We start from the raw sequence: 26,851 nt of genomic DNA on the forward strand, positions 1-26,851 counted from the left end.
GCCCGGCCAAGCACATCACCCGGGAAAGCGCCCCGTGCTGCGCAACTCCCAGCGCCGCTCGGCGTAGGCCAGGTCGTCGCGCCACAGGCGCCCGGCCGTGCTCCGCATCAACGGGCGCAGCAACGGGGCCGCGGCCCGGGCCAGGGCGAAGCCGGGCCGGTCCGAGGCGGCGACGACCGCCTCGATCACGGCCGTCCGCGGCTGCCGCGCGTCCGGCGCGGTCAGCGGCGTGGCATGGGTCTCCACCACGGACGTGGCTCCCTCGCCGTCGGTGATGCGCATGACGACGGTGCGTGGCTCCGGCGCGGTGAACTCGGCCCGCACGGGCACCACCAGACGGCCCGCCACCCGGAAGGAGACGTCGACCACGAAGGCGTCGTCCTCGTCGCCCCGCGGCTCCCTCACGACCGTCAGGTCGACGAAGGAGTACGGGTGGAACCAGGACCCGTGCCACGGGTCGAGGCGGTTGGCCACCACGTCCTGCGGCTCGCACCGCCCGGCCGCCGTGAACACGGCGTCCACCCCGGCTCCCGCGGCCGGACGGGCCGGAACCACCGGCCGCTCCGTCGGCTCCTCACCTCCGGCCGCGTCCAGCCGCACCCACACCAGCACCCCGTCGTCATGGGCGGGGTACGGCAGCCAGCCGGCGAACGGGGAGCCGTCCAGGGCCAGTCCGTGCCAGTGACACATCAAGGTGCCGCACACCACCCGGCTGTCCCGCAGCGGTGCCCCGAGGTGCGGGCAGACACCGGGCCCGGCCCGCAGGTCACCCGACCGCGAGCGCCACAGCACCACCTCCGCGCCGCCGACGGTCCTGCCGTAGGGGCGGCCGGGGCGCACGTCCCGGGAGGCGCCCACCACGAACCAGTTGCCACCGGGCCGTGCGCAGGCCCGTTTGAGGGCGTCCGCGATCAGCGTCGGCCGGGCCGCGCGCCAGGTCGGCGTCTGCTCCGCCCAGCCCGGGCCGCGGCGCCGCCGCAGCGGTGATGTCCAACGTGCCTTGTCCGCTCGGTCAGCCACGGCCCGGTCCTCTCCGTTCCAGTGCGGCGCGATCCGCCGCGCGCCCCGCACGCCACCGTGCGGCGGCCACCTTCAGGACACCCGCCGCGGCGGTGGCCGCCCGCCGCCGGCGGGGCACCACGGCGCGGTGGTGCAGCACCGTGTAGTCGTGCCGCGCGATCGCGTCGAGGATGCCGCCGTACAGGGTGAAGGCGGCGCCGATGCAGGGGCGCACCCTCGGGTCGAGCATCGCGATGCCCGGCCGTGCCGTCCGGTACACGTCCCGGGTCATGGCCTCGGCCGCGGCCAGCGCCGCCCGGATGCGCGGGTCGCGGCGGCCGGTCCGCCGGCTCCAGAGCAACAGTGCCCGGTCCACGCCGTGCGCGGCGAGCAGGTCGGCCGGCAGGTAGACACGGCCGCGGTCCAGGTCCTCGCCCACGTCCCGCAGGAAGTTGGTCAGCTGGAACGCCACCCCGAGGGCCGCCGCGTGCGGTGCCGCCTCCTCGCGCGGGACGACCGTGCCCAGCACGGGCAGCATCTGAAGGCCGATCACCGCGGCCGAGCCGTGCATGTAGGCCCGCAGATCGGCGTAGGTCGGGTAGTCGGTGACGGTCAGGTCGGCGCGCATCGAGGCGAGGAAGTCGGCGAACAGGTCCACCTCGATGCCGTAGCGCTCGGCGGTGTCCGCCACGGCCCGGACCACCGGCTCGGTCCCGCCGCCGCTGCGCAGGGCGTGCGCGAGGTCGCCCTCCAGCCGCTTCAGCAGCAGGTCCCGCTCGTCGGGGGTCAGCCGCCGGTCCAGGTCGTCGACGATGTCGTCGGCCCAGCGGGCGAAGCCGTACAGCGCGTGCACCGCCGTACGGCGTTCCAGCGGCAGCAGGCGCGTGGCCAGGAAGTAGGTCCGGCCGTGCCGGGCGTTGAGCTGCCGGCACCGGCCGTAGGCGGTGCGCAGGCCGGGGTCGGTGATCCCGGCCGCGTCCAGTTCACGACGGGTCATGGGCACCTGCTCCGGTCGGGGCGGACGGGCGGTGGTGCGGGCGCCGGATCGCCCCGGTCGCCCGGGTGCGGCCCCCGGTGACGCGGGCGGCGGCGAGTTTGCCGCTGATGAGCACGGTCGGGACGCCGACGCCGGGCGTGGTCCCGCAGCCCGCGAGCACCACGTTGTCCAGGTCGCGTACGAGGTTGCGCGGCCGGAAGGGCCCGGTCTGGGCGAAGGTGTGGGAGACGGAGAAGGGACTGCCCGCGGCGTGCCCCTGGGCCGTCCAGTCGAGCGGGGTGACCAGCAGTTCCTCCTCCACGCCGGCCGCGAAGCCGTCGAGGCCGCGGCGTTCCAGCTCGGCGACCAGACGGTCCCGGTAGCGCGGGCCCAGGTCCCGCCAGGCGGCGGCGGAGGGTCCGACGTCGGTGTTGGGGCAGGGCGCCAGGACGTAGTGGAGGTGGCGGCCCGGCGGTGCCAGGGAGGTGTCGTGCGTGGTCGGCCGGGTGATCAGCAGCGACGGGTCGCTCATCAGCGTCCCCGAGCGGGTCAGTTCGTCGAAGGTGCCCTCCCACGCGGCGCCGAAAGACAGCGTGTGGTGGGCGAGGTGGGGCCAGGTGCGGTCGGTCCCGGCGTGCAGGACCACCGCGGACGGCGAGTGCCGCAGCCGGACCGGGCGCCGGGGTGCCCGGCCCAGCAGCCGGTGTGCGGCGGTCAGTTCGCAGGAAAGCACCACCGCGTCGCACGGGATGCGCTCACCCGAGGCGAGGCGGACCGCCCGTACCCGGCCCGCGGAGCGTTCCAGCGCGTCCACCTCGGCCGACCAGCGCAGGTCGGCCCCGGCCCCGGCCGCCACGTCCGCCATCGCCCGGGGCAGCGCGTGCATGCCGCCCTTCGGGAACCAGACACCGGCCACGGTGTCCATGTAGGCGATCACCGCGTAGGCCGCGAGGGCGCGGGCCGGTGCCACCCCGGCGTACAGGGCCTGGAAGGAGAAGACGCGGCGCAGACGGGCGTCGGAGAGGAAGCCGGCGATGCGGCCGTCCAGACGCCCGAAGCCGCCGAGGGCCGCCAGCCGGGCCAGGTCGGGGTGCGCCAGCTGGAGAGGCGAGTCGAAGTTGGTGTCGATGAACCGGCGCATCTGTGCCCGGTACAGCCGCTCCAGCCACTGGCGCAGCCTGCGGTAGCCCGCCGCCTCCACCGGTCCGGCGAAGCGCCGCACCTCCGCCTCCATGGCGTCGCCGTCGGTGTGCACGTCGAGCGACGTGCCGTCCGCGAAGCCCGCCCGGTAGGCGGGGTGCAGGGGCACCAGTTCGACGTGCCGTGCGAGGCTCTCGCCGACGGCCGCGAACGCCTCGTCGGCCAGGTGAGGCATCGTCAGCACGGTCGGCCCGGTGTCCACCAGATAGCCGCCCAGCCGTACGCGCCCGGCCCGGCCGCCCGGCCCGGCGTCCCGTTCGACGAGCGTGACCCGGCGGCCCGCGCCCAGCAGGTGCAGGGCGCAGGCCAGGCCGGACAGGCCGGCGCCCACCACCACGACATGGTCCGTCGGACCCGTCACCGTCCTCATACGAGCTCCTCCGCGGGCCGCGGGGTGATGCCCGAGGCCCGCTCGACCAGGGCGGCGAACTCCCGCCGTACGGCCGGTGCGGCGCCGGTCGCCTCGAAGTGCCGCAGACCGGCTGCCGCCAGGCCGGAGATCCTCGCCTCGATCTCGGCCCGGGCACCCGTGCGCTCCAGCGCCGCCCGCATCCGCTCGACGGTGTGCTCCGGCCGTGTGTGCGCGCCCGGGGCGAGCAGGGCGGCGGCGTCCCGGTCGCCGGTGGCCTCGGCGAGCCGGACGGCGGCCGCGAGGAGCGGCGTGAGCTTGCGGGAGCGCAGATCGTCGTCGGCCGGTTTGCCGGTCACCGCCGGGTCGCCGAAGGCCCCGAGGAGGTCGTCGCGCAGCTGGAACGCCAGCCCCGCGCACCGGCCCGCCGCCCGCAGCGCGCCCAGGACGGGTGCGTCCGCACCGGCCAGGGACGCGCCCAGGGCCAGGGGCCGGGCGACGGTGTACCGGGCGCTCTTCAGCACGGCGATGGTCTGGGCCTCCTCGGCACCGGACGAGCCGGTCGCCTGCGCGCGCAGGTCGCGGTACTGCCCGGCGACCATCTCGGTGCGCATGGCCCGCCATTCGGCGTACAGCCGTGAGCCGTGCGGTGCGGCCAGCGCCGTCTCCGTCAGCAGGTCGTCCGCCCACGCCAGCGCCAGGTCGCCCGCGAGCACGGCGGCCGACGTCCCGAACGCCTCGGCGGACACGGCCGCCCGGCCCGCCCCGGCCTGGCGGGCCAGGTCCACGTGCATCGCCGGCGCGCCCCGGCGCAGTGGGGAACCGTCCATCACGTCGTCGTGGACGAGGGCGCAGGCCTGGAGCAGTTCGAGGGCCGCCCCCGTGCGCAGGACCGCGCCGGTGTCGCCGGTGCCGCCCGCGGCCCGCCAGCCGCACCACACGAACGCCGTACGCAGCCGCTTGCCGCCCCGCCGGACGAACGCGGCGAGACGCTCGGCCATGTCGTGGGCGAACACGGCGTCGATCTCACGGGCCTGCCGCAGTCGCGTGTCCAGCACCCGCTCCAGGACGTGCTCCACGGCGCGCGTGGCCCCGGGAGCGGTGAGCGGGGCACGGTTCGTCTCCGCCGGTCCGGCCGGCGTCGGACGCGGTCCAAGCATGCGCAACCCCTTCTCGCTTCCGGTCATCCGCACATCAGTGCTTCCACGGGGAGCGGTGTTTCGGATGCGCGTGCCGCCGGGCTGTCAGCCGCGGCTGCGGGCCTGCCGGAAACGGGCCAGGCCCTCGCCGAGGTCGAGGAGCGGCGCGGGGTAGCGCAGCCGGGCCCGCTCGCCGGCGGGCAGCCGCCACGGTTCGTGCACCGCAGCGCCGCCGACATCCGCCAGTTCGGGCACCCAACGGCGTACGTAGGTGCCGTCCGGGTCGTAGCGCCTGCCCTGGAGCACCGGGTTGAGGACGCGGTGGGGGCGGGTGTCGGTGCCGGTGCCGGCGACCCACTGCCAGTTCAGCTGGTTGTTGACGAGGTCGCCGTCCACCAGGAACCGCAGGAAGTGCCGGGCGCCGATCCGCCAGTCCACGTACAGCGTCTTGGTCAGGAAGCTCGCCACCAGCAGCCGGGCCCGGTTGTGCATCCAGCCCTCGTGGCGCAGCTGGCGCATGCCCGCGTCGACCACCGGGTAGCCGGTGCGGCCCTCCCGCCACGCGGCGATGTCCCCGGCGGCCTCCTCCTCGCCGCGCCACCGGTCGCCCCGGCCGCGGTAGTCCCGGACGGACGTCTCGGGCCGGGCCGCGAGGACCTGGTGGTGGAAGTCGCGCCAGCACAGCTGACGGACGAACGCCTCCGCCCCGGCGCCGCCCTTCTCCCGGGCCCGCCGTATGACCTCCACCGGCGAGAGCGCCCCGAAGTGGAGGTAGGGCGACAGGCGCGAGGTCGCGTCACCGGCCAGGTCGTCGTGCCGCTCCTCGTACCGGGGCATGCCGGTGTCCGCCCACCGGGCGAACCGGTCCCGGCCCGTCGTCTCCCCGCCGTCCGGGAGGCGCGGTGACAGGCCGGTCATGCCCGCCCGGGACGGCGGCTCCTCGCCGCGCACCGCGTCCGGGACGCGCACCGCGCGCGGCGCGGGCAGGGGGTCGCGCAGCCGTTCCTTGGACCAGCGGCGCATGTAGGGGGTGAACACGGCGAAGTGGTCGGAGCCGAGCGGTGCCACGGCCCCCGGCGCGACGGCGGTGACCACGCTGTCGTGCACCCGCAGTGCGATCCCCTCGGCGCCGAGCTCCTCGCGCAGCCGCTCCTCACGGCGGTGGGCGAAGCCGGTCACGCCCGCTGCCAGATGCACCTCCGTGGCGCCGCAGGCGGCGGCGACCGCGCGGACCTCCCGGGCGACCGGGCCGCTGCGCACGACCAGCCGTCCGCCGCGCCGGCGCAGCGCCGCGTCCAGGTCGGCCAGGCAGTCGGCGAGGAAGGCGGCGCGGTTGGGCGCGTCGAAACCGGCGGCGTGGACGGCCGGGTCGCGGACGAACAGGGGCACCACCTCGTCCGCCGCTCGCAGCGCCGCGTGCAGGGGCGGGTGGTCGTGCAGGCGCAGGTCCGAGGTGAACAGGACGACCGCGGCGGTCATGGCGTCACTCCTGGTGCGGTGGTGCGGAATCCGGGTGGTGCTGCCGGACACTTCGGCGCGCGCGGTGGCGCCGGATGCCCGGGCGCCCCGGGCCTGCGCCGGCGCCGGACGCGGCCGCCCGGGCGATGTTGCGCGCCATGCCGCCGAAGACGACGGAGTGGAAGGGGGCGACACTCCACCAGTAGGCGTGGCCCAGCAGGCCGCGCGGATGGAACAGGGCCCGCTGCCGGTAGCGGGTGCGGCCCTCGGAGTCGGTCTCGGCGTACATCTCCAGCCAGGCCAGCCCGGGCAGCCGCATCTCGGCGCGCAGCCGCAGCAGACGACCCGGCTCGATCTCCTCGACCCGCCAGAAGTCCAGCGAGTCGCCGACCCGCAGCCGCTCGGTGTCCCGCCGTCCGCGGCGCAGCCCGACCCCGCCCGCGAACCGGTCGAGCCCGCCCCGGATCGCCCAGGCCAGGGAGGAGGAGTACCAGCCGTTGTCGCCGCCGATGCCCTCGATCACCCGCCACAGGGCCGCCCGGGACGCCCTGACCGGCCGCTGCCGCTCGTCCTGGTAGAGGCTGCCGCCCGCCCAGTCCGGGTCCGTGGGCAGCGGATCGCTGGGCGCCCCGGGCACCGAGGCCGACGACCAGCGCGTGGCGACCTGCGCCTCCCGCACCCGGCGCAGCGCCAGGGCGAGAGCCTCGTCGAAGGGCAGCGGCCGGCCCGGGGCGTCCGGTACGTAGCGGGCGATGTCGTGTTCGTGGCAGACCACCTCGTGCCGCAGCGACTCGGTCAGCGGCCGGGCGAGGGAGGCGGGCACCGGGGTGACCAGGCCGACCCAGTGGCTGGACAGCCCCGGGGTGAGGACCGGGACCGGCAGGATGAACCGCCTCGGCAGCCCGGCCACGGCGGCGTAGCGCAGCATCATGTCCCGGTAGGTGAGGACGTCCGGCCCGCCGATGTCGAAGGCCCGGTCGACGTCGTCCGGCATGGTCGCCGACCCGACGAGGTAGCGCAGCACGTCCCGCACGCCGATGGGCTGGGTGCGGGTGTGCACCCAGCTCGGGGTGACCATGACGGGCAGGCGTTCGGTGAGGTAGCGCAGCATCTCGAACGACGCCGAGCCCGAGCCGATGACCACGGCGGCGCGCAGCACGGTGGCGGGGACGGGGGAGGCGAGGAAGATCTCTCCCACCTCGGCCCGGGAGCGCAGATGTGGGGACAGCGCCCCCTCGGGGACGCCGCGCGGGGTGAGCCCGCCGAGGTAGACGATCCGCCGCACCCCTGCGGCCCGGGCCTGTTCGGCGAAGATCCGGGCCGCGGCGCGGTCGGTGTCCTCGAACCGGGAGCCGGATCCGAGGGCGTGCACCAGGTAGTAGGCGACGTCGACACCGCGCATCGCGCGGGCGACCGACTCCGCGTCGGTGACGTCCCCCTGGACGGTCTCGGCGTGCGCCGCCCAGGGGTGGTCGCGGAGTTTGCCGGGCGAGCGGGCGAGACAGCGGACGCGGTGGCCCTCCTGCAGCAGCTCCGGCACCAGGCGTCCGCCGATGTAGCCGGACGCCCCGGTGACCAGGCAGTGCAACCGCCGCCCGTCCGTCGTCATGGTCGTGCCTCCGTCTCCGGTGCCGTCGCCGTGCCGCCGGATCACGGCCGCGACGCGAACACTTCCGGCCCGGCGCCTCCGGCGGATGCACGGCACGGGCGGCTGCGACGGGTTCAGCCGGAGAGCGTGCCGCCGTCGGTCCGTCGCGGGGCCCGGCGGGCCAGGGCGCTCGACCACCACGCCCGCCGCCCGATGTCGATCATCAGCGCGGGGACCAGCAGCGAGCGCACACGAGCGTGTCGAGCAGCACCCCGAAGGCGACGATGAACGCGATCTGCACCAGGAACGCCAGGGGGATCACCATCAGCGCCGCGAACGTCGCCGCGAGCACCACACCGGCCGAGGTGATCACACCGCCGGTGGTGGTCAGCCCGCGCAGCACCCCCTGCCGGTCGCCGTGCGCGAGCGCCTCCTCCCGGACCCTCGACATCAGGAAGATGTTGTAGTCGACGCCCAGTGCCACCAGGAACACGAAGCCGTACAGCGGCACCGACGCGTCCGTGCCGCCGAACCCGAGCAGGTGCGGGAAGACCAGCGCGGACACGCCCAGCGTCGCCAGGAAGTTGAGCCCCACGGTCGCGACCAGCAGCACCGCCGCCTGCGCCGGCAGCTCAACCTCACCTCCGGGGCGGTGACGGCGTGCCTCGACGGGCTGGAGCGGGCCGGGCACATCCGCCGGGTCCGCGATGCCGGGGACCGGCGCGTGGTGCACCTGCACTACGCCGAAGCGGCCTGGGGTCCGGCCCGGGACTACTTCCGGCCCCTGGCCCGGAGCACCGAAGCGGCCAGGGGCTGCTTCAGCCCCGAGGAGCTGGACGTGGTGGTGCGGTTCCTCGCCGAGATGAACGCCGAACTCCTCCTCCTGCGCCGGGGTTCCGGCTGATGCCTTCCCCTACCGGTCGAACCCGGTGTCCCGGCTGCGCTTCTCCCACGCCAGGACCTCGTCGCGGACCTGGTCGAGGTGGCCGAGCACCGCGCTGACGCCGTCGTCGCCGAGGGGCAGGCGCAGAGGAGTGGACTCGGCGTCCAGTGCGGCCAGGATGAGAGCGGCCGCCTTGGCCGGGTCGCCCGGCTGTGTGCCGTCGCCGCCCGCGACCGCGCCGCGGGTCCGGCTCACCTTCCCGTACACCCCGCTGTCCGCGCTCGTCCCGGCCCGCCCGGCCTCGAAAAGCCCGGTGCGGAAGGCCCCCGGCTCCACGATCAGCACCTTGACGCCGAACTCCGCGACCTCGTCCGCGAGTCCCTCGGACATGCCCTCCAGGGCGAACTTCGTCGCGCTGTAGGCCGAGAACCCCGCGAAGGACAGCTGCCCGCCCATGCTGCTCATCTGCACGATCGCGCCCGAGCGCCGCTCGCGCATGTGCGGCAGCACGGCCCGGGTGAGGGCGGCCGGGCCGAAGACGTGCACGTCGAACAGCGCCCGCAGCTCCTCCTCGGTGGTCTCTTCGAACGCCCCCACATGGGTCCGGCCCGCGTTGTTCACCAGGACGTCGATGCGCCCGTGCCGCGCCACGACGTCCCGTACGGCGGCCTCGGCGGCGCCGGTGTCGGCGACGTCCAGGCGCAGCGCCTCCACCCGGTCGGGATGGGCGGCGACCAGGTCGTCCAGGGCCTCCGGGCGCCGGGCCGCGCCCACCACCACGTCGCCGGCCGCCAGGGCGGCCTCGGCGATCGCCCGCCCGAACCCGCTGCTCGCGCCGGTGATCAGCCACACCTTGTTCATCACAACTCCCCGTCTCGTGTCGTTGACACCAACCACCCTTGTGTATACGGGTGTTGTGCGTCCAAGACTTTCGGTGATAACCGATGGGCATGACCATGGACGTACACCTGCGGGACCTGCGTTACTTCGTCGCGGTGGCCGAGGAACTGCACTTCACCCGCGCCGCCGAGCGCCTCTACGTGTCCCAGCCCGCGCTCAGCAAACAGATCCGGGCGCTGGAGCGGCAGCTGGGCACCGGGCTGTTCCTGCGCGACCGGCACGGCGTGGCCCTCACCGACACCGGTACGGCGCTGCTGCCGCACGCGCGTGGGCTGCTGGAGGCGTGGGAGGAGGCCGGGGCCGCGGTCGACGCCGTCCGGTCGGCGCGGCGCGCCGCGCTGGTCGTCGGCATGAGCACCAGCCCCGTCCGCGGCGGCCTGCTGCCCGCGATCCGCTCCCGCTTCACGGCGGCGCACCCGGAGGCTTCCCTGCGTCTGCGGCAGGTGAACTGGGAGGACCCGAGCGCGGGCTTGGCCGACGGCACCACCGACGTCGCGTTCGTCTGGCTGCCGCTGCCGGGCCAGGACCGCTACGACTGGACGGTCGTCGCCGAGGAACCGCTCATGGTCGCCTTCCCGGAGACGCACCCCCTCGCCGGGCGCGCCGCGGTCGACTTCGCCGACCTGCTCGACGAGCCGTTCCTCGCGTTGCCCGAGAGCACGGGCCCGCTGCGCGACTTCTGGCTCGCCCTCGACGCCCGCGGCGGCCGCCCGCCCCGCATCGGCGCCGAGATCGCGAGCACGGAGGAGACCTACGAGGCCCTCACCGCCGGCCTCGGCGTCTGCCTCGTGGCCGCGGGCAACGTCCCCCTGCTCACCCTCGGCGGGGTGACGACCCGTCCGGTCCACGGCGTCGCCCCCGGCCGCTACGCCCTGGCCTGGCGCCGCGACGAGGGGCGACGGCCCCTGGTGCGGGCGTACGCGGAGGCCTGCCGGCGGGTGACGGGCGGGGAGTGACCCCGGCGACCCCGCCCCGTCGCCCGTCGCCCGTCTGGTCGTGGACATTGGAGGGCGCCCGCGGGGGAGCGGTGACCGTCACGGCGCGCAAGGCCCTCGGGCCGGCGACGACTCCGCCGGCCGCCGGGGAGGAGGGGACGCGCAACTCGGCAGCGCAGGTGTGAGGGCCGCCATAGCGGGGAGAAAGTGCCTGCGTAAAGCCCTCAGGGCCACCATGTCATCACATCGAGTGATTCTCTGGCCTTTGCTTGCACCGGACAACCTAGGGTTGCCACGCTGTTGCTGTCTGTACAACCTGATGGGAGCGGCCAGTGACATTCGGTGAGCAGCCGGCGTATCTGCGCGTCGCGGGTGATCTCCGCCAGAAGATCGTCGACGGTCAGCTGCCACCGCACACCCGTCTCCCCTCCCAGGCCAGAATCCGCCAGGAGTACGGGGTGTCGGACACCGTCGCGCTGGAGGCCCGCAAGGTGCTCATGGCGGAAGGCCTGGTCGAGGGCCGCTCCGGTTCGGGCACGTATGTGCGCGAGCGGCCCGTGCCCCGGCGCATCTCCCGCTCCGGCTTCCGCCCGACCGGCGGGGCGACCGCGTTCCGCCAGGAGCAGGCCGACGGTGACGGCCGCGGCACCTGGGAGTCGAGCAGCGAGCAGTCCGAGGCGAGTGTCGCCGTCGCCGAGCGGCTGGGGATCGAGCCGGGCGAGCGGGTCATGTGCACCAGGTACCTCTACCGCGAGGGCGGCGAGGCGATGATGCTTTCCACGTCCTGGGAGCCCCTCGCCGTGACGGGGCGTACGCCCGTGATGCTGCCGGAGGAGGGGCCGGTCGGCGGCATGGGCGTCGTCGAGCGGATGCGCGCCATCGACGTGATCGTGGACAACGTCACGGAGGAGGTCGGCGCCCGCCCCGGCCTCGCCGAGGAGCTGCTCGTCCTGGGCGGCGTCCCGGGGCACGTGGTCCTGGTCGTCCAGCGCACGTTCTACGCCTCCGGCCGTCCGGTGGAGACGGCTGACGTGGTCATCCCGGCCGATCGGTACCGGGTCGCGTACCACCTTCCGGTCAAGTAGCGAACCCTCACATCCGCCCCGGGGCGCGCTCCCCGTGCGCCCCGCTCACACGACGGCCTGTGCGCGGACACGGGCCCGGCCGGTGCGGGTCCCGGGGCCGGCTGTCGTTCACCCAGGTCGAGGCTTGTGTATGCGGTATGCCTGCGACGGGTTGCTCCGTAGTGCGCGGACGGCGCGTTCATCTGCGTGCGCCCCCTGCGTTCTGGCTTGTTGCGTACCTCTTTGTGAAAAGCCGTATTCGCTCCGTGAAGGTTAGGCGTAGGCTCGGGCATATGCGCATTGCGGTTTCCTTAGCGGGTGGGGCACGGCACAGGCCGCGGGTGGGAAGTGGAGGGGCGCGATGAACGACAGCACGGTCACTCTTCCCTGGCTCGTGATACGAGAGGACGACAACGGCAACCGCTACCGCGTGGGCCGGTACGCGACCCGGGCGGAGGCCCAGAAGATCGCGGACAGCCTCGACGGCCGCGGCCACAAGCAGCTGTACTGGGTCGAGCGGCTCGGCCAGAACGGCTCCGCCGTGGTGCACGACTGACTGCCGCGGGGCCGCCCCGGGAGGGGCGGCGGTGATCGGCGGGACTCCCGTAGGCTCCCCCGCATGAGTGAGCGGATCGTCGTAGGTGCCGCGCTGGTCGAGGACGGGCGGCTGCTGGCCGCCCGGCGCAGCGCCCCCGCCGAGCTGGCCGGGCGCTGGGAACTGCCCGGCGGCAAGGTCGAGCCCGGCGAGACGGCCGACGCGGCGCTCGCGCGCGAGCTGCGCGAGGAACTCGGCGTCGACGCCGAGGTGGGCGGGCGCGTCCCGGGCCAGTGGCCGCTGCGGCCCCCTTACGTCCTTCAGGTGTGGACCGCCCGGCTGCGGCCCGGCTCCGCCGCCCCCGAGCCCCTGGAGGACCACGACGAGCTGCGCTGGCTCGGCCCCGACGAGATCTGGGACGTGAGCTGGCTGGACCAGGACGTCCCGGCCGTACGGCAGGCCCTCGCCCACCTCGCCGTCGCCGGACACCTGGCCTCCGGCCACCCGGGCACCGGCCCGGTGCAGGACCCCGGCGCCTGACGCAGGACGGGGGCGTGCGGTTTCGCCCCAGTGCTCCACGGGCGCCTCTGCGCCTTTCGTGTCACAGTGCGCCGTCCCGCGCGGTACTCCGCCCTGGATATCGGGTATGTGCCCATTAACCCCATGAAACCGGACATGGGTGAGGCTTCTGCCCGGGAAGTGATCGGCGTGATCGACCCCGAAGGCGGCTGCGCCGAGTGGACCTTTCCCGCCGAGCCGGGCGCCGTGCGCACCGCCCGCCAGGCCGTGCGCGGCCAACTCCGTGACTGGAACCTCGACAGCCTCGCCGATCTCGCGGCCCTGCTGGTCAGCGAACTGGTCACGAACGCCCTGCGGCACGCCACAGGCCCCATCGGAGTCCGCCTGGTGCGCCCCTCCGGCCTCGGCGCCGTCCTCCTGGTCGAGGTCTCCGACCCACTGCCGGACCCGCCCCGCGAGCGCGCCGCACGCCTGGAGGACGAGAGCGGCCGCGGACTGCACCTGGTGGCCTCGTCCTCCCGCCGCTGGGGTACCCGGCCGGGCACCACGGGCAAGACGGTCTGGTTCGAACTCGCGCTACCGGAGTGAAAATCCGGTGTACGTACGTCTTCCCCCTGTAGAGCGATTGGTTCAGGCCAGTGGCGGTTGCCGGCGGACGGGATTCGACGACGTGTCCCCTGGTTAGAAGACTGGAAGTGTTGTCACGGTCCGGACCGAAAACCATCGGGACCGTGCTGTGATCGTGAACACCGTGTTGTGCGGCACCGTAGTGCTGGATACTGCGGGCAGCCGCCCCCGGTGACCGGTGCCGGGCGCGGTGAGCTGGAGGGGACGGTTCGCGTGAGCGAGATACCAGCGAGGGCCTCGGAGTCCGAGGACCCGTCGGAGGGCGCGAGGGCGCGGGCTGCCGACAGCCCGGTCCCCGCGGTGGACGGTGCGCCCGCCGCCGACGGGGGGCGCTCCGGGGACGCGATCTGGCAGAGCAGTCCCCCCGGATCCATCTACGACTACATCAAGGTCGCGTCCTTCTCCATCGGCCCCGACGGGCTGGTCGAGCAGTGGAGCCTGCGCGCCGAGCACCTCTTCGGCATCTGCGCCGACCGCGCCGTCGGCATGGACCCCATCGAGGCGTTCATCGACCCGCGCCACCGCGAGCGCGGCATGCGCAAGATGGCCGAGATCCTCGACGGCCGCGAGTGGACCGGCGTGGTGCCCTTCCGGATGCCGAAGGGCGTCGAGGGGGAGTGCGGCCACGAGGGCCTCGCCGAGGTGTACGTCATGCCGACGCGTACCGAGGAGGGCGAGAAGGCGGCCGTCTGCATCGTCGTCGACGTGCGCACCCTGCGCAGCATCGAGACGGACCTGGCCGCCTCGCAGGCCATTTTCGGTCAATCCCCGTTCGGCTTCCTGCTGATCGACCCCGATCTGCGGGTCCGCCGCGCCAACCAGCGCTTCGCGTCCATCTTCGGCGGCACGCCCGACGACCACCGCGGCAAGGGCGTCCACGACTATCTCCCGCGCGGCGAGGCCGAGCGGGTCGCCGCGACCCTGCGCCGCGTGCTGGAGAGCGGAAACTCCATCACGGACATGCACGTCACGGGCTTCGTGCCGGGCTCCGACGAGCGCCGGCACTGGTCGGTCAACCTCTATCGCGTGCACAGCGGTTCGGGACGCCCCATCGGCATCGCCTGGCTCGGCACCGACATCACCGCCCGGCGCGCCGCCGCCCGCGAGGCCGCCGCCGCCCGGCGCAATCTCGCCCTGCTGAACGAGGCGGGCGCCCGCATCGGCAACTCCCTCGACCTGGAGACCACCGCCCGCCAGCTCCTCGACGTGGTCGTCCCCGGCTTCTGCGACCTGGCCACCGTCGACCTCTACCAGGGCCTGCTGGCCGGCGACGAGACCCCGCCGGGGCTCGCCGACGGCAGCGCCGAACTGCGCCGTGTGGCCTTCGCCAGCGCCGTGTCCGACGAACCCTTCGCGGGTGCCGGCGTGCCCGTCTCGGTCGGCGCCGTCCACCACTACCCGTTCAACTCGCCCTGCGCGGACGCCCTGCGCACGGCCCGCCCGCAGATCGTCCCGGGTGAGGACGGCGGGCTCGTGCAGGGCACGCTCGCCGTGCCGATGGTCGCCCACGACACCGTCGTCGGGCTCGTGCAGTTCGCGCGCACCAAGGGCAGCGAGCCGTTCGGCGACCGCGACCGTGACCTGGCCGTCGAACTCGCCGCCCGGGCCGCGGTCTGCATCGACAACGCGCGCCTGTACCGGCGCGAGCACGAACGCGCGTTGATACTGCAACGGTCCCTGCTCCCGCCCGGCGACCCGGAGGCCTCCGGCCTGGACATCGCCTGCCGCTACCTGCCCGGCAGCGTCAACACCGGCCGGCCCAGCGAGGTCGGCGGGGACTGGTTCGACGTCATCGAACTCCCCGGCCACCGCACCGCACTGGTCGTCGGCGACGTCATGGGCCGCGGCCTGCGCGCCGCCGTCGCCATGGGCGAACTGCGCACGGCGGTCCGCACCCTGGCCCAGCTCGACCTGGAACCGGCCGAGGTGCTCTCCCAGCTGGACGAGATCGCCCGCAACCTCGGAGCCCCCGGCGGCGTGCAGCAGGCGACCCGGGCGGCCCGCCGCCCCCGCGAGGCGGACCTGTCGGAGGTGTACCTCGCCACCTGCGTCTACGCCGTCTACGACTCCGTCACCCGGCGCTGCACCTTCGCCAACGCGGGCCATCTGCCGCCCGTCCTGGTCGAGCCGGGCGAGCCGGCGCTGATGCTCGACGTGCCGCCCGGCATGCCGCTCGGCGTCGGCGGGGAACCCTTCGAGGAGGTCGAGGTCGAACTGCCCGAGGGCGCCCTGCTCGCGCTCTACACGGACGGCCTGGTCGAAAGCCGTGACCACCCCCTGGACGAGGGCCTCCAGGCCTTCGTCAGCGCCCTCGCCGACCCCACCCAGCCGCTGGAGGACGTCTGCGACCACGTCCTCAACACCCTCGACACCCATCACGGCGAGGACGACATCGCGCTGCTGATGGCACGTGTACAGGGACTGCCCACGGATTCCGTCGGCGACTGGACCCTGCCGCGCGAGCCGCGCAGCGTGGGCCGGGCCCGTGAGTACGCGCGCGCCCAACTGCTCGCCTGGGACATGGAACCCCTGGTCGACACCACGGAACTCCTCGTCAGCGAACTGGTCACCAACGCCCTGCGCTACGGCGAGGGCGAGATCCGCCTGCGCCTCCTGCTCGACCGCACCCTCGTCTGCGAGGTCTGGGACTCCGGCCTGGTCCAGCCCCGCCGACGCCGCGCCCGCGACACCGACGAGGGCGGCCGCGGCCTCCAGCTCGTCGGCCTGCTCAGCGCCGCGTGGGGCTCCCGCCGCACGCCCCGGGGCAAGACGGTGTGGTTCGAACTGCCCCTGCCCGGAGGCGACACGAGCCTGACGGATCCGGCGGAGGCGCTGCTGAGCCTGTTCTGACCCGCAACCGAACACGCATGCTGATCGTCCTCTCCGGCAACGTCAACGCGCCACCGGGGGGAGACGGCATGGCCCACACGGAAGCCGCCGACAGCGAGAACGCCGCAGCGCCCGAGGCGGATCCCGCGCCCGGCCACGACCGCCGCACGAGGCGCCGGCGCCTGCTCGGACGCACGGCCATCGCCCTGGCCGTGCTCCTCCTGCTCCCCGTCCTCTCCGCGCTGACGGCCCTGCGCATCACCTACATGGGCGACCCGGCCGACGGCACCCGCACCCGCGGCCGCGACGCCCTCTGGCTCGGCCACGCCTGGGTCGACGGCCGCAAGAAGGACGCCGACGTCACCGCGCTGGCCCGGCGTCTCGACGGCACCGGCATCCGCGACCTGTACGTCCACTCGGGACCGCTGGAACACGACGGCACCCTCCCCGAGTCGGCGTACCCGAGGGCGCGCTGGTTCATCGAGGCCGTGCACGACAAGCTCCCCGGCGTCCGCGTCCAGGCGTTCCTGGGCGACGTGCTGGCCACCGAGGGCGAGGAGGGCATGCGCCTGGAGGAGCCGCGGACCCGCGCCGCCGTCCTGCGCTCCGCCCGCCGGATCCTGGACACCGGCTACGAGGGCGTCCACCTCGATCTGGAGCCGCTGCACTCCGGCGACCGGAACTACCTCGCCCTCCTCGACGCCCTGCGCGGCGAGACCCGCTCCCGGGGCGCCCGGCTGTCGGTCGCCTCACACCAGATCGACCCGCTCCCGGCCTTCCACACCCTGTGGGGCGGCGTCACCGGCCACCCCAAGTGGTGGTCGCAGGAGTTCTTCGGCCAGGTCGCCCGCCGCGTCGACCAGATCGCCATGATGTCGTACGACACGATGCAGCCCCTTGAGAGCACCTACGGCGGCTATGTCGCACAGCAGACCTCCCTCGCGCTGGAGGTCACCCCGCCCTCCACCGACCTGCTGATGGGCCTGCCCTTCTTCCACGAGAACCGCTTCGGGCACTGGGACCACGCCGAGACCGTCCCCGCCGCCGTACGCGGCGTCCGCCTGGGCCTGTCCCGCACGGACGCCGACCGGGCCCGGTTCGGCGTCGCGCTGTACATCGACTTCGCCGCCACCGAGGCCGACTGGCGCGCCTACAAGGAGGACTGGGTGCGGTGACCGGGCCGAGCCGCCCCGTCAGCCTGCCGAGGAGCGCCTCCTGATCTTCGAGCCGAGCCACACCAGCGGGTCGTACTTGCGGTCGGCCGCCCGTTCCTTCAGGGGGATCAGGGCATTGTCGGTGATCTTGATGCCCTCGGGGCAGACCTCCGTGCAGCACTTGGTGATGTTGCAGTAGCCGAGGCCGTGGTCGTCCTGGGCGGTGGTCTTGCGGTCCAGGCCCGTCTCCGCCGCCGCGTCCAGCGGATGCATGTCCAGCTCCGCCACCCGCATCAGGAAACGGGGCCCGGCGAACGCCTGCTTGTTCTCCTCGTGGTCTCGCACCACATGGCAGGTGTCCTGGCACAGGAAGCACTCGATGCACTTGCGGAACTCCTGCGGCCGGTCCACGTCCTCCTGCATCATGCGGTACTCGCCGGGCCCCACACCGGCCGGCGGCACGAAGGCGGGGACCTCCCTGGCCTTCTGGTAGTTGAAGCCGACGTCCGTGACCAGGTCGCGGATCACCGGGAAGGCGCGCAGGGGCGTGACCGTGATCGTCTCCGTCCGGTCGAAGACCGACATGCGCGTCATGCACAGCAGCCGCGGGCGGCCGTTGATCTCCGCCGAGCAGGAACCGCACTTGCCGGCCTTGCAGTTCCAGCGCACGGCGAGATCGGGCGCCTGGGTGGCCTGGAGGCGGTGGACGATGTCGAGCACCACCTCGCCGTCGTTGACCTCGACCTCGAAGTCCTGAAGGCCGCCGCCGCTCACGTCCCCGCGCCACACCCTGAAGTGGGCCGTATAGCCGCTCATTCGTGGAGCTCCTCTTCGGCGAGGTACTTGACCAGCTCCTCCTTGTCGAACAGGGCGAGCAGGTCGGCACGGACGGGTTCGGTGGTCTCACGGGTGAGGGTGATCTGGCCGCGGACCGGGTCCGTCGCCGCCAGGCCGCCCGTGGGGTCGGTGAGCGCGCACAGCAGGTTGATCCGGCGCCACGCGCGGTCCATGCCCGGGTGGTCCTCCCGGGTGTGCCCGCCGCGCGACTCGGTGCGCTCCAGCGCGGCCCGCGCCACGCACTCGCTGACCAGCAGCATGTTCCTCAGGTCCAGGGCGAGGTGCCAGCCCGGGTTGAACTGCCGGTGTCCCTCGACCCCGGCCCGGCGCGCCCGGACCCGCAACTGTGCCAGTTTCTCCAGGGCCTGCTTCATCTCCGTCTCGCGGCGGATGATGCCGACCAGGTCGTTCATGGTCTGCTGGAGTTCCTGATGCAGGGTGTACGGGTTCTCCGGCGGGCCGCCCGCCGGTTCCTCGGTCTCCGCCTCGGCCGAGAAGGGCCGCAGGGCCTCGGCCGCCGCCGAGTCGATCTGGGCGTCGTCCACCGCGGGCCGTGTCCCGCCCAGCCCCGCCGCGTACTCGGCCGCGTGCCGGCCCGCCCGGCGGCCGAACACCAGCAGGTCGGACAGGGAGTTGCCGCCCAGCCGGTTCGAGCCGTGCATGCCGCCGGCGACCTCACCGGCCGCGTACAGCCCGGGCACCCCGCGCGCCGCCGCCGTGTCGGACTCGACCGCGACCCCGCCCATCACGTAGTGGCAGGTCGGCCCGACCTCCATCGGCTCGGCCGTGATGTCGACGTCCGCCAGCTCCTTGAACTGGTGGTACATCGACGGCAGCCGCCGCCTGATCACCTCGGCGGGCATGCGCGTCGACACGTCGAGGAACACGCCCCCGTGCGGGGAGCCGCGCCCCTCCTTCACCTCGGCGTTGATGGCCCGGGCGACCTCGTCACGGGGGAGCAGCTCGGGGGGACGCCGGTTGTGGTCCGGGTCGTCGTACCAGCGGTCGGCCTCCTCCTCCGTCTCGGCGTACTTGTCCTTGAAGACGTCGGGGACGTAGTCGAACATGAACCGCTTGCCGTCGGAGTTGCGCAGCACCCCGCCGTCGCCGCGCACCGACTCGGTGACGAGGATGCCCTTGACCGACGGCGGCCAGACCATGCCGGTCGGGTGGAACTGCACGAACTCCATGTTCAGCAGGGGAGCGCCCGCGAGGAGGGCCAGCGCGTGCCCGTCGCCGGTGTACTCCCACGAGTTCGACGTCACCTTGAAGGACTTGCCGATACCGCCCGTCGCGATCACCACGGCCGGTGCCTCCAGGACGAAGAAGCGGCCCGACTCGCGCTCGTAGGCGAAGACGCCCGAGACGCGGCCGTCCTCCTTCAGGACACGCGTGACCGTGCACTCCTGGAAGACCTTCAGCCGGGACTCGTAGTCGCCGGTCTCCTTGAAGTCCTCCTGCTGGAGGGCGACGATCTTCTGCTGGAGGGTGCGGATCAGCTCCAGGCCCGTGCGGTCGCCGACGTGGGCGAGGCGCGGATACTCGTGGCCGCCGAAGTTGCGCTGCGAGATCCGGCCGTCCTTTGTCCGGTCGAACAGCGCGCCCCAGGTCTCCAGCTCCCAGACCCGGTCCGGGGCCTCCTGGGCGTGCAGCTCGGCCATGCGCCACTGGTTGAGGAACTTGCCGCCGCGCATGGTGTCGCGGAAATGGACCTGCCAGCTGTCGTTGGGGTTGGCGTTGCCCATGCTGGCCGCGATGCCGCCCTCGGCCATCACCGTGTGGGCCTTGCCGAACAGCGACTTGCAGATGACGGCCGTGCGGGCGCCGCGCTCGCGTGCCTCGATGGCCGCGCGCAGACCCGCGCCGCCCGCGCCCACCACGACGACGTCCCACTCCTGCCGGTCGACCACGGACATCAGAACAACCTCGGATCGTCGAAGGCACCGGACGCGACCAGATAGACGTAGAAGTCGGCGAGCGCCACGCTCACCAGCGACGCCCAGGCGAGCTGCATGTGCCGGGCGTTGAGCTTGCCCACCCACTGCCACATCCGGTAGCGCACGGGGTGCCGGGAGAAGTGCTTGAGCTTGCCGCCGACGATGTGCCGGCAGGAGTGGCAGGAGAGGGTGTACGCCCAGATCAGCACGATGTTGACCAGGAACACCAGCGTGCCCAGACCCATGTGGCCCCAGGCGTAGGTCTCGTCGCGGAAGGCGAGCACGGTGTCGTAGGTCAGGATTGCGGCGACCACGATCGCGGCGTAGAAGAAGTACCGGTGGATGTTCTGCAGGACCAGCGGGAAGCGGGTCTCACCGGTGTACTTCTTGTGCGGCTCGGCCACCGCGCAGGCCGGTGGGGAGGCCCAGAAGCCCCGGTAGTAGGCCTTGCGGTAGTAGTAGCAGGTCAGGCGGAAGCCGAGCGGGAAGACCAGGATGATGATCGCCGGCGAGATGCCCCACCAGCTGCCGAAGATCTCCCAGTTCGGACCGGACCGCATCGGCTCGCACCGCTCCGCCAGGCAGGGGGAGTAGAAGGGCGAGACGTACGGTGCCGCGTAGTAGTCGGTGTCGGCGAAGGCCCGCCACGTCGAGTAGACGATGAAGGCGAGCAGGCCCGCGGCCGTGCCGGCCGGGGCCAGCCACCAGCGGTCGGTGCGCAGGTGCGGGGCGGCGATCGCGGCCCGCGCGGCGCCCCGCACACCGCCGCTTCGGGGCTGGGGTTCGGTGGCAGGGGGTTCCGTACCAGTGGCCACGTGACGACTCCGGTCGGGTTCGGGGGAGGTGCCGGTCGCGCTCGACTCCTCCCCGGGTCAGGGAGCGCGCCGGTCCCGGGCGCCCAGACCCTCGTCGTCCGAGTCGACCCACAGCGACGGGTCGTACGGCGCGTCCGAGATGGTGACCAGCTCGGGGCGGTTCGGCGCGGTCGGTGACGCGGCGGCGTCGCGCAGCAGGGCGACGCTCTCGCGCAGGTGGCTGGCGTCGGCCCGGACGCGGCGCATCTCCAGGCCGCCGGTGCCGAGCTGCTTCTCCAGGCGCCCCAGCGACCGGAACACTTCGTCGAGACTGCGCTGGACTGACATCAGTTCGTCGTGAACGGACATGACTTGCCCTCACTTCCGCGGGTCCTTCGGTGGCCCAAGGCGGCAACGTCCATGCGCCTGCGAGTGTTGCGCGTCACACCTTGTGCTGTGAAGGGATGTGCATCGATTGGCCGAGGCGTGTGGGTGCACTGTGCGGTGCGTTGCGCCGCACGGGTGGCTTCCCGTGCGTGACCGCCGTGTCGCCCTGTGTTGCCGAACCCTTTCCTCTTCAGTGGCCGCATACATCAGATGAACTCCAAATACCGCCAAAAGTGATCATAACGCCCGCGGCTTCCCGGAGGTACCACAGATGTCCCAGCACGGCGTCGGCCCGCGTGCGGTCACGCGCTCGGTCGCCTTCCTCACCGCGGGTGTGCTCGCGGTGCCAGCGCTCGCCGGATGCGGCTCGGACGATCCGTCCGGCAAGCCGCTCGCCGGGCAGGACATCCAGCCCGCCCCCCGCGACCGGATCTCCGACGGCGGCACCCTGCGCTGGGCCGTCGACTCCGTTCCGGACACCCTGAACACCTTCCAGTCGGACGCCGACGCCACCACCACCCGCGTCGCCCAGGCCGTCCTGCCGTCGATGTTCCGCATGGACGCCTCCGGCCGCCCGGAGCGCAACGCCGACTACCTGGAGTCCGCCGAGATCGTCGACACCGAGCCCAAGCAGGTCGTCCTGTACAAGCTCAACCAGCAGGCCGTCTGGAGCGACGGCCGGGAGATCGGCGCCGCCGACTTCGCCGCCCAGTGGCGCGCCCTGTCCGGCAAGGACACCGCGTACTGGACCGCCCGCAACGCCGGCTACGACCGCATCCAGAAGATCGAGCGCGGCGACAACGCCCTGGAGGTCCGGGTCACCTTCAGCCGGCCCTACGCGGACTGGCGCTCGCTGTTCTCGCCGCTGTACCCGAAGGACGTCATGGGCACCCCGGACTCCTTCAACGACGGGGCCCGCAAGAAGCTCCAGGTCACCGCCGGTCCCTTCACGGTGCAGGAGGTCGACCGCGAGGACGAGCGGATCACCCTCGCCCGCAACGCGCGCTGGTGGGGCGAGCCGGCCAAGCTCTCCGAGATCGAGCTGCGCACCGTCCCGCGCGACAAGCGGGCCGCCGAGCTGGCCGCCGGCACGCTGGACCTGGCCGAGATCGACCCCGTGGCCGCCCGCCGCATCACCGTCGCCGCCCGCCCGCACGGCTCCGCCAGTGCGCTGATGGGCCCGGGCGCCGACCGGTCCGCCGCCGACTCCCTGCGCTCCTGGGCCGTCGCCAACGGCTCCGACGAGGACGCCGCCGACGAGGAGACCCTCGCGCGCAAGAAGCTGCGCAAGGCGGCCGCCAGGGCAGCCCGGCGACAGCAGGCTCTCAGCGGCTTCGAGGTGCGCAAGTCCCTGGAGCCCGCCTACACCCAGCTCGCCCTGAACGGCGCCGAGGGCCCGCTCACCGACGAACGCGTCCGCCGGGCCGTCGCCCGCGCCCTGGACCGCGCGGAACTGGCCGAAGCCGTCCTCAAGCCGCTCGGCCTGCCGGCCGTGCCGGTCGGCAGCCACCTCGCCCTGTCCGGCCAGGCCGCCTACGCCGACAACAGCGGCGCCCTGGGAGGTCAGGACACCAAGGAGGCCCAGGCGCTGCTCGCGGACGCCGGGTGGGTGCGCGGCGGCCCGGTCGAGGAACAGAAGAAGAAGGAGAAGGCGGCCGGCTCCGAGGGTGACAAGGCCGGCGCCGGCTCCCCTGAGGCGGCGGACGGCGACGGCACCGGGGCCGAGGACAACAAGGCACACCGGGGACCGGACCCGGCCGAACACCTCGCCCAGGACGGCAAGCAGTACAAGCCGCACCAGGGCGGTGCCCCCGGCGCCTACGCCCCCCGGGGCACCGCCGCCCCGGCGAACCAGGAGACCGCCCCGCTCGCCAAGAACGGCAAGCCCCTCACGCTGCGCTTCGTGCTCCCCTCCGGGCCCGGCTCCCAGAGCTTGCGCACGGTCGCGGACCGCATCTCCCGCATGCTGGAGCGCGTCGGCATCGGCACGGAGATCTCCAAGGTCTCCGACGAGTCCTACTTCAAGGACCACATCGCCTCCGGCCAGTACGACCTCGCCCTGTACTCCTGGCCCGCCACGGCCTTCCCCGCCACCGACGCCCGCCCCGTCTACGCCAAGCCCGTCCCGGCCGCCGACGGCTCGCTCAACGTCGAGCAGAACTACACCCGCGTCGGCACCGACCAGGTCGACCAGCTCTTCGACGAGGCGGCGTCGACCCTCGACGAGGAGGAGTCCCGCTCGCTGATCCGCAAGGCCGACTCCCGCATCTGGGCGGCGGCCGGCTCGATCCCGCTCTTCCAGCGCCCCCAGCTCCTGGCGGCCCGCAAGAACCTGGTCAACACCGGCGCCTTCGGTTTCGCCACCCCGGTCTACGAGGACATGGGCTTCCTGAAGAAGGGCGCGAAGCCGGCGTCCGGCCCGTCGGCGAAGGGCTCCGCCGCTCGGTAGCTCTGGTAATGCTCAAACGCCTTGCCGTCCCCCGTCCGGTGCCCCCACCATCAGGTCAGCGATCATGGTGCGGGCGCCGGGCGTCCGTGCACGGGGGACGGGGGCCGCTCATGCGCGGCACACTACGGCGGGCCTGCGCGGCCGGGCTGGTCATCGGGGCGCTGGTGACGGGACTGACGGCGTGCACGGCGGACGCGGGCGACGACAAGGCCCCCAAGGCCTCCGATGCCCGTAAGACCGACAGGGCCGTGCCGAAGGCCTGCGCGGACGGCACCTTCACCTGGTCCCGCCTCACCGAGCGGGACCGCCTGACCGACGTCTCCGACCCGGAGCGGCCAGGCAAGGGCGAGGGCGCCCTGCAGAGCCCGATGCGGCGGGTGTCCACCCCCAGCCCCTCGGTACGCGCCGCCGGAGGACCGGACCTGTCGGCCGCGGAGGTCCTCTTCTCGCTCGGCAAGAAGGCCGGTGTGATCGACTCCGACGCGCGCACCCTGGCGGAGGCGGGCGGCGACACCTGGTCGTTCACCGACGTCCGGCAACCGGCCCCGAAGCCCGACAACGAGCGCGTCGTACCGCACGCGGCGGGCGAGTTCGTCCAGTACGCCGGCGTGCGGGAGATCTCGGCGGACTTCCGCTACACCTGTCCGGACGGCAGGACCGCCTCCGGTCACGCCCGGAACTGGACGGTCAGCATCACAGGGTTGCTCGACTGTGACGAGCGCCCGGACTCGGCCCTGGCGCGACAAGCCGTTCGGCAGGCCTGCGAACCGTCCTGACCTGCACCGATATATCCCGGCTAACCCCTACGGCCGGAGCCCCGTACCATGGGCAGTGGCCGTGGCATGTTGAGCCCGGCAGGGCCCGCGCACCGCAGACGTCCGCGCAGGGCATTCCTCACACTCCGGGAGTACGCCGCAATATGGCCACGCGCCACGACATCCGCAACGTCGCTATCGTCGCCCACGTCGACCACGGCAAGACCACCATCGTCGACGGCATGCTGAAGCAGGCGGGTGCCTTCGCCGCCCACCAGCTCGAAGGCGTCGACGACCGCATGATGGACTCGAACGACCTGGAGCGTGAGAAGGGCATCACGATCCTCGCCAAGAACACGGCGGTGAAGTATCACCCCAAGGACGGCGGGGAGCCCATCACCATCAACATCATCGACACCCCCGGCCACGCCGACTTCGGCGGCGAGGTCGAGCGCGGTCTGTCGATGGTGGACGGCGTCGTGCTGCTCGTGGACGCCTCCGAGGGCCCGCTGCCGCAGACCCGCTTCGTGCTGCGCAAGGCGCTCCAGCAGCGGCTGCCCGTCATCCTGTGCATCAACAAGACGGACCGCCCGGACTCCCGGATCGACGAGGTGGTCAACGAGACCTACGACCTCTTCCTCGACCTGGACGCCGACGAGGAGCAGATCGAGTTCCCGATCGTCTACGCCTGCGGCCGCGACGGCATCGCCTCGCTGACCAAGCCGGACGACGGCACGGTCCCCGCCGACTCCACCAGCCTGGAGCCGTTCTTCTCCACGATCCTGGAGCACATCCCGGCCCCGACCTACGACGAGACCGCCCCGCTCCAGGCCCACGTCACCAACCTGGACGCCGACAACTTCCTCGGCCGTATCGCGCTGCTGCGCGTCGAGCAGGGCGAGCTGCGCAAGGGCCAGACGGTCGCGTGGATGAAGCGCGACGGGTCCGTCAGCAACGTCCGCATCTCCGAGCTGATGATGACCGAGGCGCTCACCCGCAAGCCGGCGGAGATGGCCGGCCCCGGTGACATCTGCGCGGTCGCCGGTATCCCGGACATCATGATCGGCGAGACGCTGGCCGACCCGGAGAACCCGGTCGCGCTGCCGCTGATCACGGTCGACGAGCCCGCGATCTCCATGGTCATCGGCACCAACACCTCTCCGCTGGTCGGCCGTGGCGCCACCGGCAAGGGCGCCGACAACAAGGCGGCCGTCAAGGACCGCAAGGTCACCGCCCGCCAGGTCAAGGACCGCCTCGACCGCGAGCTGATCGGTAACGTCAGCCTCCGGGTGCTGGACACCGAGCGGCCGGACGCCTGGGAGGTGCAGGGCCGTGGTGAGCTGGCGCTGGCCATCCTGGTCGAGCAGATGCGCCGCGAGGGCTTCGAGCTGACCATCGGCAAGCCGCAGGTCGTCACCAAGGAGGTCGACGGCAAGACGTACGAGCCGGTCGAGCGCATGACGATCGACGTGCCCGAGGAGCACATGGGCGCGGTCACGCAGCTCATGGGCGTCCGCAAGGGCCGCATGGACAACATGTCGAACCACGGCTCCGGCTGGGTCCGCATGGAGTTCGTGGTGCCCTCGCGCGGTCTCATCGGCTTCCGTACCGAGTTCCTGACCCAGACCCGCGGCACCGGCATCGGCCACTCCATCCACGAGGGCTTCGAGCCCTGGTTCGGCACGCTCCAGACCCGTAACAACGGCTCGCTGGTCGCCGACCGCGCCGGTGCGGTCACCGCCTTCGCGATGACCAACCTCCAGGAGCGCGGCGTGCTCTTCGTGGACCCCGGCACCGAGGTGTACGAGGGCATGATCGTCGGCGAGAACTCGCGCTCCGACGACATGGACGTGAACATCACCAAGGAGAAGAAGCTCACGAACATGCGGTCCTCCTCGGCCGACTCCTTCGAGGCGATCGTCCCGCCGCGCAAGCTGTCGCTGGAGCAGTCCCTGGAGTTCTGCCGTGACGACGAGTGCGTGGAGGTCACCCCGGAGGCCGTGCGCATCCGCAAGGTGAACCTGGACGCCCGCGAGCGCGCCCGCGCCGCGAGCCGCGCCAAGCACGGCTGACGCCCCTTCCGACGGCACCGGGCACCCCGCATGGGCGGGGTGCCCGGTGCCGTTGCGTAAAGGAGGGGGAACGCGAAGGAAAGGGGTAGGGAAAACCCTCGATTTGCCGGTGACGGCCGTCAGGGGCGGTTTTCTCCCACTACCCTGCTCCAAAAGCGCCACGCCTCCCCGACCCAGGGGAACGCGCAACGGCCTTGCCGCACAAGCTTCTTGAGCGCGCGACAGACTCCGGTGGCACCCTGCACGGGACCCACGGTACGTCGCAAGCGGTTTATCTCACTCTCGCGTCCGGAATGCGGACAGCCGACACCGATAGATGTGTAACAAGTCCGTTTCGCAGGGATCTTTCACCAAACCCTTTGTCCGGATTTTGGAAGATGTAGGCGAGAGCTGTGATCGAACCGAGACCTCGAGAGTGTGGTTCGGTCTTGGTGTTTGGCAGATAGTTAGGCGCGTAGAGCTCGG

Annotated in this window: 21 protein-coding genes and 2 pseudogenes; 11 read left to right on the forward strand and 12 right to left on the reverse strand. The window is 72.9% G+C overall.

Annotated elements, in window-relative coordinates:
- Positions 1-15 precede the first annotated feature (15 nt).
- The 7 genes and pseudogenes from AC0665_RS03120 to AC0665_RS03150 form a co-directional block, all read right to left on the reverse strand.
- Entirely contained in the window at positions 16-1,020 is a 1,005-nt protein-coding gene (locus AC0665_RS03120) for a Rieske (2Fe-2S) protein (RefSeq protein ID WP_478704315.1), read from the reverse strand.
- Positions 1,013-1,996, reverse strand: a complete 984-nt coding sequence (locus tag AC0665_RS03125; RefSeq protein ID WP_478507276.1) for a phytoene/squalene synthase family protein — start codon at positions 1,994-1,996, stop codon at positions 1,013-1,015. Before AC0665_RS03125 ends, AC0665_RS03120 begins: the two co-directional genes overlap by 8 nt.
- Positions 1,983-3,545, reverse strand: a complete 1,563-nt coding sequence (crtI, locus tag AC0665_RS03130) for a phytoene desaturase family protein (protein WP_468407231.1) — start codon at positions 3,543-3,545, stop codon at positions 1,983-1,985. Before crtI ends, AC0665_RS03125 begins: the two co-directional genes overlap by 14 nt.
- On the reverse strand, positions 3,542-4,684 hold the full coding sequence (locus AC0665_RS03135) for a polyprenyl synthetase family protein (RefSeq protein WP_478704316.1): 1,143 nt from the start codon (positions 4,682-4,684) through the stop codon (positions 3,542-3,544). Before AC0665_RS03135 ends, crtI begins: the two co-directional genes overlap by 4 nt.
- Before the next feature lie 84 nt (positions 4,685-4,768).
- Positions 4,769-6,142, reverse strand: a complete 1,374-nt coding sequence (locus AC0665_RS03140; protein WP_478704317.1) for a cryptochrome/photolyase family protein — start codon at positions 6,140-6,142, stop codon at positions 4,769-4,771.
- Between the two features lie 4 nt (positions 6,143-6,146).
- Positions 6,147-7,730, reverse strand: coding sequence for an SDR family oxidoreductase (locus AC0665_RS03145; RefSeq protein WP_478704318.1), 1,584 nt, complete (start codon positions 7,728-7,730; stop codon positions 6,147-6,149).
- Positions 7,731-7,843: 113 nt separating this feature from the next.
- Positions 7,844-8,322: pseudogene (locus AC0665_RS03150) on the reverse strand (MMPL family transporter); the annotation flags it as partial.
- A gap of 3 nt (positions 8,323-8,325) precedes the next feature.
- On the opposite strand from AC0665_RS03150, the pseudogene AC0665_RS03155 reads away from it, so the two are divergent.
- Positions 8,326-8,613: pseudogene (locus AC0665_RS03155) on the forward strand (MarR family winged helix-turn-helix transcriptional regulator); the annotation flags it as partial.
- Positions 8,614-8,622: 9 nt separating this feature from the next.
- Here AC0665_RS03155 and AC0665_RS03160 read toward each other — a convergent pair.
- Positions 8,623-9,453, reverse strand: coding sequence for an oxidoreductase (locus AC0665_RS03160; protein WP_478604763.1), 831 nt, complete (start codon positions 9,451-9,453; stop codon positions 8,623-8,625).
- 83 nt (positions 9,454-9,536) lie between these two features.
- Between AC0665_RS03160 and AC0665_RS03165 the strand changes: the two genes are divergently transcribed.
- From AC0665_RS03165 to AC0665_RS03195, 7 genes are all read left to right on the forward strand, one after another.
- Positions 9,537-10,448 (forward strand): LysR family transcriptional regulator, encoded by a 912-nt coding sequence (locus AC0665_RS03165; protein WP_468407242.1) that lies wholly within the window; start codon positions 9,537-9,539, stop codon positions 10,446-10,448.
- Positions 10,449-10,759: 311 nt separating this feature from the next.
- Entirely contained in the window at positions 10,760-11,512 is a 753-nt protein-coding gene (locus AC0665_RS03170) for a GntR family transcriptional regulator (protein ID WP_468635905.1), read from the forward strand.
- A 340-nt stretch (positions 11,513-11,852) separates the two neighbouring features.
- Positions 11,853-12,047, forward strand: a complete 195-nt coding sequence (locus tag AC0665_RS03175) for an SPOR domain-containing protein (protein WP_363117085.1) — start codon at positions 11,853-11,855, stop codon at positions 12,045-12,047.
- Between the two features lie 63 nt (positions 12,048-12,110).
- Entirely contained in the window at positions 12,111-12,566 is a 456-nt protein-coding gene (locus AC0665_RS03180) for a (deoxy)nucleoside triphosphate pyrophosphohydrolase (protein WP_468635907.1), read from the forward strand.
- Positions 12,567-12,701: 135 nt separating this feature from the next.
- Positions 12,702-13,133, forward strand: a complete 432-nt coding sequence (locus AC0665_RS03185; protein ID WP_363117087.1) for an ATP-binding protein — start codon at positions 12,702-12,704, stop codon at positions 13,131-13,133.
- A 252-nt stretch (positions 13,134-13,385) separates the two neighbouring features.
- Positions 13,386-16,022, forward strand: coding sequence for a SpoIIE family protein phosphatase (locus AC0665_RS03190; protein WP_478704319.1), 2,637 nt, complete (start codon positions 13,386-13,388; stop codon positions 16,020-16,022).
- A 17-nt stretch (positions 16,023-16,039) separates the two neighbouring features.
- Positions 16,040-17,176, forward strand: a complete 1,137-nt coding sequence (locus AC0665_RS03195) for a glycoside hydrolase family 18 protein (RefSeq protein WP_478704320.1) — start codon at positions 16,040-16,042, stop codon at positions 17,174-17,176.
- An 18-nt stretch (positions 17,177-17,194) separates the two neighbouring features.
- On the opposite strand, the gene AC0665_RS03200 is transcribed toward AC0665_RS03195, so the two are convergent.
- From AC0665_RS03200 to AC0665_RS03215, 4 genes are read right to left on the reverse strand one after another with little or no spacing between them, the layout of a single operon-like run.
- Positions 17,195-17,971, reverse strand: a complete 777-nt coding sequence (locus AC0665_RS03200) for a succinate dehydrogenase/fumarate reductase iron-sulfur subunit (RefSeq protein ID WP_478704321.1) — start codon at positions 17,969-17,971, stop codon at positions 17,195-17,197.
- Positions 17,968-19,908: a fumarate reductase/succinate dehydrogenase flavoprotein subunit gene (locus tag AC0665_RS03205; protein ID WP_478704322.1), complete on the reverse strand. Its 1,941-nt coding sequence runs from the start codon at positions 19,906-19,908 to the stop codon at positions 17,968-17,970. Before AC0665_RS03205 ends, AC0665_RS03200 begins: the two co-directional genes overlap by 4 nt.
- Positions 19,908-20,744 carry a hypothetical protein gene (locus AC0665_RS03210; RefSeq protein WP_478704323.1) on the reverse strand — a complete coding sequence of 279 codons (837 nt, stop codon included), beginning with the start codon at positions 20,742-20,744 and terminating at the stop codon, positions 19,908-19,910. The genes AC0665_RS03205 and AC0665_RS03210 overlap by 1 nt, the downstream gene beginning before the upstream one ends.
- 57 nt (positions 20,745-20,801) lie before the next feature.
- Positions 20,802-21,092 (reverse strand): hypothetical protein, encoded by a 291-nt coding sequence (locus tag AC0665_RS03215; RefSeq protein ID WP_363117093.1) that lies wholly within the window; start codon positions 21,090-21,092, stop codon positions 20,802-20,804.
- A 289-nt stretch (positions 21,093-21,381) separates the two neighbouring features.
- Between AC0665_RS03215 and AC0665_RS03220 the strand changes: the two genes are divergently transcribed.
- From AC0665_RS03220 to typA, 3 genes are all read left to right on the forward strand, one after another.
- A complete protein-coding gene (locus tag AC0665_RS03220; RefSeq protein WP_478704324.1) occupies positions 21,382-23,559 on the forward strand; it encodes an ABC transporter family substrate-binding protein in 2,178 nt (725 codons plus the stop codon).
- A gap of 110 nt (positions 23,560-23,669) precedes the next feature.
- Complete coding sequence (locus AC0665_RS03225; protein WP_478704325.1) at positions 23,670-24,335, forward strand: hypothetical protein; 666 nt, start codon at positions 23,670-23,672, stop codon at positions 24,333-24,335.
- Between the two features lie 143 nt (positions 24,336-24,478).
- Positions 24,479-26,386, forward strand: a complete 1,908-nt coding sequence (gene typA, locus AC0665_RS03230; RefSeq protein WP_468407265.1) for a translational GTPase TypA — start codon at positions 24,479-24,481, stop codon at positions 26,384-26,386.
- Positions 26,387-26,851 lie beyond the last annotated feature (465 nt).

It is taken from the genome of Streptomyces sp. NPDC043685, assembly GCF_056436585.1.